The sequence below is a fragment of the Salinicoccus sp. HZC-1 genome, assembly GCF_046736035.1.
GTDB lineage: Bacteria > Bacillota > Bacilli > Staphylococcales > Salinicoccaceae > Salinicoccus.
Map to the genome: position 1 here is coordinate 2,647,350 of NZ_CP177130.1, position 13,916 is coordinate 2,661,265.

At 44.5% G+C, this 13,916-nt stretch carries 10 protein-coding genes and 1 other annotated feature; all 10 genes read right to left on the bottom strand.

All coding sequences use genetic code 11. From position 1 onward, the window contains the following. Positions 1–21: 21 nt before the first annotated feature. Positions 22–2,103, bottom strand: coding sequence for an elongation factor G (gene fusA, locus ACKRAT_RS13695; RefSeq protein ID WP_411842934.1), 2,082 nt, complete (start codon positions 2,101–2,103; stop codon positions 22–24). A 59-nt stretch (positions 2,104–2,162) separates the two neighbouring features. After that, positions 2,163–2,633, bottom strand: coding sequence for a 30S ribosomal protein S7 (gene rpsG, locus ACKRAT_RS13700; RefSeq protein ID WP_411842935.1), 471 nt, complete (start codon positions 2,631–2,633; stop codon positions 2,163–2,165). A 55-nt stretch (positions 2,634–2,688) separates the two neighbouring features. Then, positions 2,689–3,108, bottom strand: a complete 420-nt coding sequence (rpsL, locus tag ACKRAT_RS13705; protein ID WP_411842936.1) for a 30S ribosomal protein S12 — start codon at positions 3,106–3,108, stop codon at positions 2,689–2,691. A 272-nt stretch (positions 3,109–3,380) separates the two neighbouring features. Then, positions 3,381–7,004: a DNA-directed RNA polymerase subunit beta' gene (gene rpoC, locus ACKRAT_RS13710; protein ID WP_411842937.1), complete on the bottom strand. Its 3,624-nt coding sequence runs from the start codon at positions 7,002–7,004 to the stop codon at positions 3,381–3,383. Positions 7,005–7,041: 37 nt separating this feature from the next. Further along, complete coding sequence (gene rpoB, locus ACKRAT_RS13715) at positions 7,042–10,578, bottom strand: DNA-directed RNA polymerase subunit beta (RefSeq protein WP_411842938.1); 3,537 nt, start codon at positions 10,576–10,578, stop codon at positions 7,042–7,044. 231 nt (positions 10,579–10,809) lie between these two features. Next, positions 10,810–11,415 carry a class I SAM-dependent methyltransferase gene (locus tag ACKRAT_RS13720; RefSeq protein ID WP_411842939.1) on the bottom strand — a complete coding sequence of 202 codons (606 nt, stop codon included), beginning with the start codon at positions 11,413–11,415 and terminating at the stop codon, positions 10,810–10,812. A 99-nt stretch (positions 11,416–11,514) separates the two neighbouring features. Then, positions 11,515–11,880 carry a 50S ribosomal protein L7/L12 gene (rplL, locus tag ACKRAT_RS13725; protein WP_411842940.1) on the bottom strand — a complete coding sequence of 122 codons (366 nt, stop codon included), beginning with the start codon at positions 11,878–11,880 and terminating at the stop codon, positions 11,515–11,517. A 35-nt stretch (positions 11,881–11,915) separates the two neighbouring features. Then, the gene (gene rplJ / locus ACKRAT_RS13730) at positions 11,916–12,416 is read right to left on the bottom strand and encodes a 50S ribosomal protein L10 (RefSeq protein ID WP_411842941.1); all 501 of its coding nucleotides are present in this window, start codon (positions 12,414–12,416) and stop codon (positions 11,916–11,918) included. A gap of 28 nt (positions 12,417–12,444) precedes the next feature. Beyond that, positions 12,445–12,582: a sequence feature (ribosomal protein L10 leader region), on the bottom strand. 41 nt (positions 12,583–12,623) lie between these two features. Next, positions 12,624–13,325, bottom strand: a complete 702-nt coding sequence (rplA, locus tag ACKRAT_RS13735; RefSeq protein WP_411842942.1) for a 50S ribosomal protein L1 — start codon at positions 13,323–13,325, stop codon at positions 12,624–12,626. A gap of 78 nt (positions 13,326–13,403) precedes the next feature. Then, on the bottom strand, positions 13,404–13,829 hold the full coding sequence (gene rplK, locus ACKRAT_RS13740) for a 50S ribosomal protein L11 (protein WP_411842943.1): 426 nt from the start codon (positions 13,827–13,829) through the stop codon (positions 13,404–13,406). Between the last annotated feature and the right edge of the window lie 87 nt (positions 13,830–13,916).

The following is a 13,916-nucleotide window of genomic DNA, read 5'->3' on the forward strand; positions in this document are numbered from 1 at the left end:
TGCAAAAATCAAGCCTGCCGATTATTCACCTTTATTTTTCTTGATGATTTCTTCAGCAACAGATTTAGGAACTTCTTCGTAATGGTCGAATGCCATAGTGTAAGTACCACGTCCCTGCGTATTGGAGCGCAGGCTTGTAGCGTAACCGAACATCTCTGAAAGTGGAACGAAAGCATCGACAACCTGCGCGTTACCGCGTGCGCCCATACCGTCTACACGTCCACGACGACTTGTTACGTCACCCATGATATCTCCCATGTACTCTTCAGGCATTACGATTTCTACCTTCATCATTGGCTCAAGGATAACTGGTTCACAGACTTTAGCCGCTTCTTTAAGAGCGATGGATGCTGCAACTTTAAACGCCATCTCAGAGGAGTCGACGTCATGGTATGAACCATCGAAAAGTCTGGCTTTGATGTCTACAAGCGGATAGCCTGCAAGTACACCATTGTCAAGTGAATCTCTAAGACCTGCTTCAACGGATGGAATGAATTCGCGTGGAACTACCCCGCCGACGATGTTGTCGACGAATTCGAATCCGCCGCCCACTTCATTCGGTGTGAACTCGATGTGTACGTCACCGTACTGACCGCGTCCACCGGACTGACGGGAGAATTTCCCTTGAACGGAAGCGCCTTTTTTGAATGTTTCACGATAGGATACCATTGGAGCACCTACGGCACATTCAACTTTGAATTCACGTTTCATACGGTCTACAAGAACGTCAAGGTGAAGTTCACCCATACCGCCGATGATGACCTGTCCAGTTTCGTTGTCTGTACGTGCTGTGAATGTAGGGTCTTCTTCCTGAAGCTTGACAAGTGCTGTAGTCATCTTGTCTTGGTCAGCTTTGGATTTAGGTTCTACAGACAGGTGGATAACTGGTTCCGGGAACTCCATTGATTCCAGGATAACCTGGTTTTTCTCATCACAGAGCGTATCCCCTGTACCAGTATCTTTAAGACCAACCGCTGCAGCGATATCTCCGGCGTGAACCGCAGAAATCTCCTGACGGGAGTTCGCGTGCATCTGCAGGATACGTCCTACACGTTCACGCTTGTCTTTTGTTGTATTTCTAATATATGACCCTGACTCTAAAGTACCAGAGTACACACGGAAGAATGTCAATTTACCTACGTACGGGTCAGTCATGACTTTGAAGGCAAGTCCCGCAAACGGCTCGGAATCATCCGGTCTAGCAATGATTTCTTCGTCTTCATCATCTTTCTTATGACCAACGATCGGTTTAACATCAAGAGGTGAAGGCAGATAGTCAATTACTGCATTAAGAAGCAACTGAACCCCTTTATTCTTGAATGCTGTACCACACATAACCGGGTAGAATTCAACATCACAAGTCGCTTGTCGGATTGCTGCTCTCAATTCGTCCAGAGAGATTTCTTCTCCGCCAAGATACTTTTCCATGATGTCTTCATTCGCATCAGCAAGACCTTCGATAAGGCCTTCTCTGAGTTCGTTGGCTTTGTCTTTATAATCGTCAGGAATTTCAATTTCTTCGATTTCTGTACCCAGGTCGTTACCATAGTTGTATGCTTTCATTTCAATCAGATCAATGATGCCTGTGAAGTCATCTTCAGCACCGATTGGGTATTGGATTGGATGAGCATTCGCCTGAAGGCGGTCTCTGATAGTACCTACAGAATAGTCGAAGTCGGCACCTACTTTGTCCATCTTGTTGACGAAAACAACACGAGGAACACCATAAGTAGTCGCCTGTCTCCAAACAGTTTCAGTTTGTGGCTCAACACCGGACTGTGCGTCAAGTACAGTTACGGCGCCATCAAGTACACGGAGGGAACGTTCAACTTCAACAGTGAAGTCTACGTGTCCAGGTGTATCGATGATGTTTACACGGTGACCGTCCCACTGAGCTGTAGTGGCAGCTGAAGTGATCGTGATACCACGTTCCTGCTCCTGCTCCATCCAGTCCATCTGGGATGCCCCTTCGTGAGTTTCACCAAGTTTGTGGATACGGCCCGTGTAATAAAGAATACGTTCAGTTGTCGTAGTCTTACCAGCATCGATGTGCGCCATGATACCGATGTTACGAGTTTTTTCTAAAGAGAATTCTCTTGCCATTGGTATTCTTTTCTCCTTCCAGGAATGGGTTGAAAATTTAAGGCTGCATTATCCGCCTACTACCAGCGGTAGTGAGCGAATGCTCTGTTAGCCTCTGCCATTTTGTGAGTTTCTTCGCGTTTCTTGACAGCACCGCCTGTATTGTTGGCAGCATCAAGAATTTCATTTGCAAGTCGTTCTTCCATTGTCTTTTCCCCACGCAGACGTGCGTAGTTCACAAGCCAACGAAGTCCAAGAGTCGTACGACGCTCTGCGCGCACCTCTACTGGCACCTGGTAGTTAGATCCCCCTACACGGCGGGCTTTAACTTCAAGTACTGGCATGATGTTATCGATCGCTTCATCAAACACTTCCATAGCATCTCTGCCTGAACGTTCCTGTACAAGGTTAAATGCGGAATAGAGAATTCTTTGGGATGTACCGCGTTTTCCGTCAATCATCATTTTGTTGATGAGTTTTGTCACAAGCTTTGAGTTGTGAATCGGATCCGGCAATACGTCTCTTTTAGCAACTGGTCCTTTACGTGGCATAGTTAGCCTCCTTTCAAATAGTTAATAAAATTCGTGTCCGTAAGATACGGTTCAATTATTTCTTCGCTTTAGGTCTCTTAGTACCGTATAGGGAACGGCCCTGTCTACGGCTGTCAACACCAGAAGTGTCAAGAGCACCACGTACGATGTGATAACGCACACCCGGCAAGTCTTTAACACGTCCGCCGCGAATCAGTACTACACTGTGTTCTTGGAGGTTGTGTCCGATACCAGGAATGTATGCATTCACTTCGATATTATTTGAAAGTCTCACACGAGCATATTTACGCAAAGCAGAGTTCGGTTTCTTAGGAGTCATTGTCCCTACACGAGTGCAGACACCACGTTTCTGTGGAGCTGTTTCAGTAGTAACACGTTTCTTAAGACTGTTGAATCCTCTGTTCAGAGCTGGTGAGTCTGATTTTCTTGATTTAGACTGACGAGATTTTCTAACGAGCTGGTTAATAGTTGGCATGATATTCCTCCTCTCTTTCTTAATCCCACACATCCAGGTGGTTCATTTTTAGGGTATAAAAAATGTGTAAGAATAAATTCTTACATTTCAACATTTTGTATCTCTACAGAAAGGCTTAAATCCTCCATATAGAGTAACCTTAATAATAATATCATCCGGTCTTTTCAAAGTCAAGAACTATCATTTTTAAATTTCAATCTTTCCAACAGTTTTTTTACAAAGAATAAGGCTGGGATCATACGCCCCAGCCTCAAATTGTTCCTTATAGAATATTACTCTTCAACCAATACTTCTTCCGGCTGAGTTTCAACCGGTTTTGCTTCAACATCAATTTCTACATCACGGTATTTCGGCATACCGGTACCGGCAGGAATCAACTTACCGATAATAACGTTTTCTTTGAGACCAAGCAAGTCGTCGCGCTTACCTTTGATTGCAGCATCTGTCAGTACTCTTGTTGTTTCCTGGAAGCTGGCTGCGGACAGGAAGCTTTCAGTTTCAAGGGAAGCTTTTGTAATACCAAGGAGTACAGGTTTTGCAGTCGCCGGACGTTTACGCTTCTTGAAGATTTCTTTGTTTGCATCCGTAAACATATGGATGTCGACAAGTGCGCCCGGTAAAAGATTCGTTTCACCAGCATCGATGATTCTCACTTTTCTGAGCATCTGTCTTACCATGACCTCAACGTGTTTATCATCGATTTCAACACCCTGCATGCGGTAAACCTTTTGTACTTCTTTGAGCAGATATTCCTGAGTACGGTTCAACCCGGCAATTGTCAGCAATTCTTTAGGTTCAATGGAACCTTCGTTAAGTGACTGACCTGGTTCAACTTTATCACCAATGTCCACTATAAGTCTGGCTGTTGCAGGCGCTGTATATGTTTTTGTTTCCTGCTCGCCTTTAATTTTGATTTCCTGTTGACGATCCTTCACAATCTCGATGTCGGTAACCGCTCCGCGGATTTCAGAAACAACCGCCTGACCTTTCGGATTACGGGCTTCAAACAGCTCCTGGATACGTGGCAGACCTTGAGTGATGTCACTACCTGCTACACCACCTGTGTGGAATGTACGCATCGTAAGCTGTGTACCTGGTTCACCGATGGATTGTGCTGCGATTGTACCAACCGCTTCACCAACTTCAACTTTTTCACCAGTTGCAAGGTTCTTACCGTAACAACGCTCACATACACCGTGGCGTGTGTTACATGTAAATGCAGAACGGATGTACATTTCATCGATACCGCTGTTTACAATCTCCTTAGCAAGTTCCATTGTGATCAGTTCGTTGGAATGAACAAGGATTTCATTCGTTTCCGGATGTCTCACTGTTTCTTTTGAGTAACGGCCTTCGAGACGGTCAATCAACGGCTCGATAAGTTCGGACCCTTCCGTAAGGGCGGAAACAAGCAGACCTTTGTCTGTACCGCAATCTTCTTCACGGACGATAACATCCTGTGCTACATCAACCAGACGACGTGTCAGGTAACCTGAATCGGCTGTCTTAAGCGCTGTATCGGCAAGACCTTTACGCGCACCGTGAGTGGAGATGAAGTACTCGAGTACTGTCAGACCTTCGCGGAAACTTGATTTGATCGGAAGTTCGATGATTTGTCCGGACGGGTTGGCCATCAGACCACGCATACCAGCCAGTTGTGTAAAGTTAGATGCGTTACCACGGGCACCGGAATCACTCATCATAAAGATAGGATTCAAGCGGTCCAGTGATTCCATCAAACGACCCTGGATCACATCTTTCGCTCTCGTCCAAAGTTCAATTACAGCACCATAGCGTTCTTCTTCAGTAATAAGACCGCGAGTAAACTGCTTTTGTACTTTTTCTACTTTTTCTTCCGTTTCATTAATGATTTCTTCTTTATCCGGAAGTACCACGATATCTGATACCCCTACTGTGATACCCGCTTTGGAAGAGTATTTGAACCCTAAGTCTTTCATCAAGTCCAGCATTACGGAAGTTTCAGTAATGTGGAATTTGTTGAATACTTCAGCAATGATTTGACCGAGGAACTTCTTGTTGAACGGATCACCAATCTGTGATTTTTCAAATCTGCCACTCAGTCCCTCTTCTCCCAGTTCAGAAGCCTTGATGAAATAGTGGTCCGGCGTTTTGAACTCGAGGTTTTCCCTGGTTGGTTCGTTTATATAAGGGAACGATGGCGGCATGATCTGGTTGAAGATGACTTTACCAGTAGTCGTCATCAGAATTTTTCCTTCGTTCTCTTCAGAAATTTTTTCAGTGTTATAAGCATTTGTATGAATACCAATACGAGTATGGAGTCCTACATAACCATTTTGGTATGCCATTACTACTTCGTTAGAGTCTTTGAAAATATGACCCTCACGTTTTTCGTTCTCCCTTTCGAGAGTAAGGTAGTAGTTACCAAGCACCATATCCTGGGATGGTGTAACAACTGGTTTACCATCTTTCGGATTAAGAATGTTCTGTGCAGCAAGCATCAGCATTCTTGCCTCTGCCTGAGCTTCTTTTGAAAGTGGTACGTGAACCGCCATCTGGTCACCATCAAAGTCGGCGTTATACGCTGTCGTTACGAGTGGGTGAAGACGGATTGCACGTCCCTCGATCAATGTCGCTTCGAATGCCTGGATACCAAGACGGTGAAGCGTTGGTGCACGGTTAAGAAGTACCGGGTGTTCTTTAATTACATCTTCAAGTACATCCCAGACTTCATTTTCCATACGTTCAATCTTGCCTTTGGCGTTCTTGATGTTCGTGGCCATTTCACGTTCAACAAGCTCTTTCATGACGAAAGGCTTGAATAGTTCAAGTGCCATTTCCCTAGGCAGACCACATTGGTACATTTTCAAGGAAGGACCTACAACGATAACGGAACGACCTGAATAGTCGACACGTTTACCGAGCAGGTTCTGACGGAAACGCCCCTGCTTACCTTTTAGCATGTGAGACAGTGATTTAAGCGGACGGTTACCCGGTCCTGTAACAGGACGGCCACGACGACCGTTATCAATCAATGCATCAACTGCTTCCTGGAGCATACGCTTCTCATTCTGAACAATGATGCCGGGAGCACCCAGGTCAAGCAGTCGTTTCAGACGGTTGTTACGGTTGATTACACGACGGTAAAGGTCGTTTAAATCACTCGTTGCAAAACGTCCGCCATCGAGCTGAACCATCGGACGGATTTCCGGCGGGATGATTGGAAGTACATCCAGAATCATCCATGCAGGATCATTTCCGGAACTGCGGAAAGATTCCACCACTTCAAGGCGTTTGATCGCTCTTGTCAGACGCTGTCCTGTAGCTGTTTCAAGCTCTTTCCTCAGTATTTCAAGCTCTTCTTCAAGTTTTACATCATCAAGCAGATCTCTAATTGCTTCCGCACCCATTTTTGCAGAGAAGGTATTGCCATGCTTATCGTAGTATTCACGATATTCACGTTCTGTCAGCAACTGCTTCGTTTCAAGACCGGTTGAACCCGGTTTGATCACTACGTATGAAGCAAAATAAATTACCTCTTCGAGTGAACGCGGTGACATATCCAAAAGCAGACCCATACGGGACGGAATCCCTTTGAAATACCAGATGTGGGAAACTGGGGCAGCAAGTTCAATGTGCCCCATTCTCTCACGTCTTACTTTCGAGCGGGTTACTTCGACGCCACAGCGGTCGCAGACCATACCTTTATATCTAACACGTTTGTATTTGCCGCAACTGCATTCCCAGTCTTTAGTTGGACCGAAAATCTTCTCACAGAACAAACCATCTCTTTCCGGCTTAAGTGTTCTATAGTTAATTGTCTCTGGTTTTTTCACTTCACCGAAAGACCAAGAACGGATCTTTTCGGATGAAGCCAAACCTATTTTCATATATTTGAATCTATTAACATCTATCAATGAGCTTTCCTCCCTAAAGTTTTATCAAGCTCAGTCATCATTCAGTTACATCTTCAGTTTTAGCACCAGTGTTTTCACTCAAGTTAACCTGATTGGATGCTTCATCCTCTTCGGTATCTCTCATTTCAATCTCTTCGTCGTTCTCATCGAGAATGTTGACATCAAGACCAAGACTTTGAAGTTCCTTCATCAATACGCGGAATGATTCAGGCACACCAGGTTTAGGGACGTTTTCTCCTTTAACAATCGCTTCGTACGTTTTCACACGCCCGACTGTATCATCGGATTTGACTGTTAAGATTTCCTGGAGTGTATATGCAGCACCGTAGGCTTCAAGTGCCCATACTTCCATTTCACCGAAACGCTGTCCACCGAACTGCGCTTTACCGCCCAGTGGCTGTTGAGTAACAAGTGAGTATGGTCCAGTACTTCTGGCATGCAGCTTGTCGTCAACCATATGCGCAAGTTTCAGCATGTACATTACACCTACGGAGATACGGTTCTCAAACGGATCGCCTGTCCGGCCATCATATAGAACGGTCTTACCATCACGGGCAAGCCCCGCTTCTTCCATGGTGCCCCAAACATCTTCTTCGTTCGCACCATCAAATACCGGGGAGGCCATTTTAAGACCCATAGCCCTAGCTGCCATACCAAGATGTAGTTCCAGTACCTGACCGATGTTCATACGGGATGGTACCCCGAGTGGATTAAGCATGATATCAATTGGCGTGCCATCTGGCATATATGGCATGTCTTCTTCCGGGAGAATCCTGGAGATTACACCTTTGTTACCGTGGCGGCCACACATTTTGTCGCCCACGCTGATTTTTCTCTTCTGTACGATATAAACACGTACGAGCTGGTTAACCCCGGGAGATAGTTCGTCTCCGTCTTGACGGTTAAAGACTTTAACATCAAGAACGATACCGCCTGCACCGTGAGGTACACGAAGGGAAGTATCACGGACTTCTCTGGCTTTCTCACCAAATATCGCATGTAGCAGACGCTCTTCTGCTGTGAGTTCAGTAACCCCTTTAGGCGTTACTTTACCAACGAGAATATCACCGTCTTTAACTTCTGCTCCGATGTGCACAATACCCCGGTCATCGAGTTTCTTAAGTGCGTTATCAGATACATTAGGAATATCACGGGTGATTTCTTCCGGTCCGAGTTTAGTATCGCGGGACTCGGATTCATACTCCTCGATATGGATGGATGTATAGACATCCTCTTTAACGAGGCGTTCGCTCATAATAACAGCATCCTCATAGTTGTAACCGTCCCAAGTCATAAAGCCGACTACGACGTTACGTCCAAGCGCCATCTCACCATTATCCATCGAAGGTCCGTCAGCAAGGATTTCTCCTTTGGAAACGACATCACCTTCTGCAATGATCGGTTTATGGTTGTAGCAGGTACCTGAGTTCGAACGTACAAATTTAGACAGTCGGTAAATGTCTTTTTCAGTTTCAACTTCCTTACCGTTTTCTTCAACAATGCGGCGTACATGGATTTCATTCGCTGCCACGTGTTCGACACGGCCTTTATAACGGGATACAATCGCCGCTCCGGAATCGCGTGCTGCTACGTGTTCCATGCCAGTACCGATATGCGGAGATTCAGGTATCAAAAGAGGTACTGCCTGACGCTGCATGTTCGCACCCATCAGGGCACGGTTGGAGTCATCGTTCTCAAGGAACGGGATACATGCTGTCGCTGCAGAGACTACTTGTTTCGGTGAAACGTCCATGTAGTCCATGCGTTCTCTGTCCATCTTAGTGTTGTTACCGCGGAAACGGCACAGAATCTCTTCATTGATGAATGCACCATCTTCTTCAAGCGCTGCGTTCGCCTGTGCAACAACATAGTTGTCTTCCTCATCCGCTGTCAGATAGTCGATATGGGCCGTCACTTTGTTAGTTTCTGCATCCACTCTGCGGTAAGGTGTTTCTATAAAGCCGAATTCGTTTACTCTGGCATAGCTTGAAAGTGAGTTGATAAGACCGATGTTCGGTCCCTCAGGCGTTTCAATCGGACACATACGACCGTAGTGGGAATAGTGTACGTCACGCACTTCCATGCCGGCGCGCTCACGTGTTAAACCACCGGGTCCGAGTGCTGAAAGACGACGTTTGTGCGTCAACTCTGCAAGCGGATTCGTCTGGTCCATAAACTGTGAAAGCTGGGAGCTGCCAAAGAATTCTTTGATGGATGCAATCACCGGTCTGATGTTGATCAGCTGCTGCGGTGTAATCGATTCTGTGTCCTGAATGGACATACGTTCTCTTACGACACGCTCCATACGTGACACACCGATTCTGAACTGATTCTGCAGCAATTCACCTACAGAACGCAGACGACGGTTTCCTAAGTGGTCGATATCATCTGTATGTCCAACACCATGAAGCAGGTTAAAGAAGTAACTCATGGATGCAACGATGTCTGATGGAGTGATAGATTTAACTTCTACATCAGGGAAAGCATTTCCGATAATTGTAGTCGTTCCATCCTCCTGGTTTGGAGCTTCTACTTTGATGGACTGCACTTCTACAGGCTCATCAAGAAGTCCGTTCTCAAGATGGTATGTTTCGAGATTGGCATTGGATTCGAGCACTTCAATGATGCTGTCCAGAGTACGGCGGTCGATTGTCGTGCCAGTCTCTGCCACTATCTCTCCAGTTTCCTTGTCAACGATGGGCTCAGCGAGCACTTGGTTGAACAGGCGGTTCTTAAGGTGAAGTTTCTTGTTCATCTTGTAGCGTCCAACGCTTGCAAGATCATAACGCTTCGGATCGAAGAACCTTGAGTACAGCAGGTTTCTTGCATTCTCAACTGTAGGCGGTTCGCCCGGGCGAAGTCGTTCGTAGATTTCTAGGAGCGCCTGGTCTACTGTTTCTGTCGTATCTTTTTCCAGTGTATTTCTGATGTATTCATTATCACCAAGGAGTTCTACGATCTCCTGGTCGGTAGAAAAGCCGAGTGCTCTGAGCAACACTGTCATTGGCAGTTTGCGAGTACGGTCAATTCTTACATATACGATATCTTTTGCATCGATTTCGTATTCGAGCCATGCACCACGGTTTGGAATCACCGTAGCACCAAAGTTTGTTTTACCATTTTTGTCTAGCTTCTCTGAATAATAAACAGATGGGCTACGAACAAGCTGCGATACAATAACACGTTCAGCACCATTGATGATGAAAGTACCTGTATCTGTCATCAGTGGGAAGTCACCCATAAATACTTCCTGTTCCTTGACTTCTCCTGTTTCCTTGATGATCAGACGCACTTTAACACGCAGTGGTGCAGAATATGTTGCATCATGGTTCTTTGCTTCTTCCTCATCATATTTCGGTTCACCGAGTTTGTAATCCACAAACTCAAGTGACATGTTGCCAGTAAAGTCCTCTACAGGAGAGATGTCCTTAAACATCTCGATCAGACCGGTCTTTAAGAACCAGTCATAGGACTTAGTCTGAATTTCGATCAGGTTAGGCAGATCCAATTTCTCTTCGATACGTGCATAGCTTCTGCGTTTAGCGTGTCTTCCATATTGAATCAGTTGACTCATCGACAGATTCACCCCTATTAAAAATTACGTAAAACATTCACCGAAGCAGTTAAACAGCTAATAAGACAAAAAGAAAACGGAATCGTTTCACAACCCCATTTCCTATTTATATTCACCAGCTATATTTAATACGCTCCTATCAATAGCCACACAAAAGTGCATACTTATTGACATTATATTTTTACATTCTATAACTATATCACAGTACATTTGTCAAGTCAAATTTCATTATTAATAATTCTTGACACCTTTTAGAACATGATACCCTTTTTCATTAGCAACAGATTCAACATTCCCGAAAGAGGCATCAATTGCCTTTTTATACGATGGCATGCCCTGTTTTTTCTGGACCACCATATAAAACGCTCCGCCGGCCGACAATCTGTCTGCCGCATCTTCAATGATTGAGAGCACTACCGGTTTTCCAGCACGGAATGGAGGATTTGTTATATATAGATCAACATCAGAATATGTGGATTCCGCATCATATACATCCCGTTTTAAAACTTCCGCACGAATACCATTTATATCTGCATTCTTCCTGCAGATGTCAATCGCATCTTCATTCACTTCAACCATGACCGGTTTCATATTGAGTGCATCACCAATAATAATTCCAAGCGGACCATATCCTGCACCCATGTCGATAAAAACGGAGTTTTCTGAACCGTGCCAGTCTTCTATTACAGCATCAATCAGTACTTTTGAACCGAAGTCGATGCGTTCCCGAGAGAAAACACCGCGGTCAGTGATGAAGCGGTACGTTTTATTTCCGCGCTGAAATTCAATCTGCCCGAAATCATGCTCAGTATTATCATTCGTAAAATAATGAGACATCCAATCACTCCTCAGTCAAAGTCATCCGGATTCCTTGTAATCAAAAAAAGGCTCATTTAAACGTAATGTTTAACATGAGCCTTAAAGTTTACACAAAAATTATTTAAGTTCTACGCTAGCTCCAACTTCTTCAAGTTGAGATTTAAGCTCTTCAGCATCTTCTTTAGAAAGGCCTTCTTTAACGACTTTAGGAGCGCCGTCAACAAGTTCTTTAGCATCTTTCAAGCCAAGACCAGTTGCTTCACGTACTGCTTTGATGACTTTGATCTTGGAAGATCCAGCGTCAGTAAGTTCTACGTCGAATTCAGTTTGCTCTTCAGCTTCTGCTTCTCCAGCACCTGCACCTGCTGCTGCTACTGGAGCTGCTGCAGTTACGCCAAATTCTTCTTCAATTGCTTTAACTAAGTCGTTAAGTTCTAAAACGGACATTTCTTTAATCTCTTCAATGATTGTTTCTTTAGACATTATAATTCCTCCATTAATAGTTTTAGTTTGATCTTTTAAGCTTCTTCGTTCTCTTTCTCTTCGCCGATAGCTTTAACTGCATAAGCGAAGTTGCGTACTGGAGCCTGAAGTACTGATAGCAGCATAGAAACAAGGCCGTCTTTTGATGGCAATGTTGCGATTGCTTTAACATCTTCAACCGGTACGAATGAACCTTCGATGATACCAGCTTTGATTTCAAGCGCTTCGTGTCCTCTAGAGAATTCATTGATAATCTTCGCCGGAGAAATTACATCCTCGTTAGAGAATGCGATCGCGTTTGGACCAGTTAGGAATTCATTGATTTCTGCAAGTTCAGCTTTTTCAGCTGCACGGCGGACCATCGTGTTCTTGTAAACTTTAAATTCAACCCCAGCTTCGCGGAGCTGTTTACGAAGTTCAGTCATTTCAGACACAGTAAGACCACGGTAGTCAACAAGTACTGTTGATACGGAGTTTTTAAGCTGATCAGAAATAACATCAACAAGTTGTTCTTTAGCTTCAATCACGTTTGACATAGTTACACCTCCATAATTTTTGTGTATCCGGTGCATAAAAAAAGCACCTTTTACCCATGGCAAAAAGTGCTTGAACATTCAAATTCAAGTCGTTTTCGTTGCCTCGGTAGGATGTGTTTTAAGTACTGTGTACTCCTACTGTCTTAGGTAATTATTTAAAATACAACTGCAACTATACACAATCAGGCTGCAGTTGTCAATCTACAATTATTTAGCTTGTTCGATAGCGTTCAAATCGACTTTGATTCCAGGGCCCATAGTTGAAGACACTGCAACAGATTTGAAATAAGCACCTTTTGCAGATGTAGGCTTAGCTTTTTGAAGAGCATCGTAGATCGTCTGTAGGTTTTCAGCAAGTTTCGCTTCATCGAAAGAAACTTTACCAATAGCTGCGTGAACGATACCTGATTTCTCAGCACGGTATTCAACTTTACCCGCCTTGATTTCTTCTACAGCTTTAGTGACATCCATAGTTACTGTTCCAGTTTTAGGGTTTGGCATAAGGCCTTTTGGTCCAAGGACACGACCTAATTTACCAACTTCGCCCATCATGTCAGGTGTTGCCACGATAACATCAAAGTCGAACCATCCACCGTTGATTTTCTGGATGTACTCCTGATCTCCTACATAATCTGCTCCTGCAGCTTCTGCTTCTTTAGCTTTGTCGCCTTTAGCGAATACCAATACACGCTGTGACTTACCAGTACCATGCGGCAGTACGATTGCTCCGCGGATCTGCTGGTCATTTTTACGTGTATCAATACCGAGACGGAATGCTACTTCTACAGAAGCGTCGAAGTTAACAGTGCTAGTCTCTTTAGCAAGTTTAACTGCTTCTTCTACTGAGTAAGCAGATGATTGGTCAAACTTTTCAAGAGCTGCCTGATACTTTTTACTTCTCTTAGCCATTACTATTCCTCCTTGTGGTTATAGCGGGTTATCCTCCCACGTTTGTATTAATACGTTATTCATTAAAATTTGATTTAATTACTTCTCTACAGCGAAGCCCATGCTTCTAGCTGTACCTTCGACCATGCGCATAGCCGCTTCCACGCTTGCAGCGTTTAGGTCTTCCATTTTCGTTTCAGCAATCTCACGTACTTGCGCTTCAGTTACAGTTGCCACTTTGTTTTTGTTAGGTTCGCCTGAACCCTTCTCAACGCTTGCTACTTTCTTAAGCAGAACAGCAGCTGGTGGAGTTTTTGTAATGAAAGTGAAGGAACGGTCCTCGAATACGGAAATTTCAACCGGAATGATCAGACCAGCATCTTCTTGTGTACGTGCATTGAATTCTTTACAGAATCCCATGATATTTACGCCTGCTTGACCTAGCGCCGGACCTACCGGTGGTGCTGGGTTCGCCTTACCTGCAGGAATCTGCAATTTCACAACGTTAATTACTTTTTTAGCCACGATGTGCACCTCCTCGTTATCGTGATGTGGTCATAGGATGTTATAGTTTTCATCCTCCCACTCGCATCCATAAAAAGATGGCCGAAC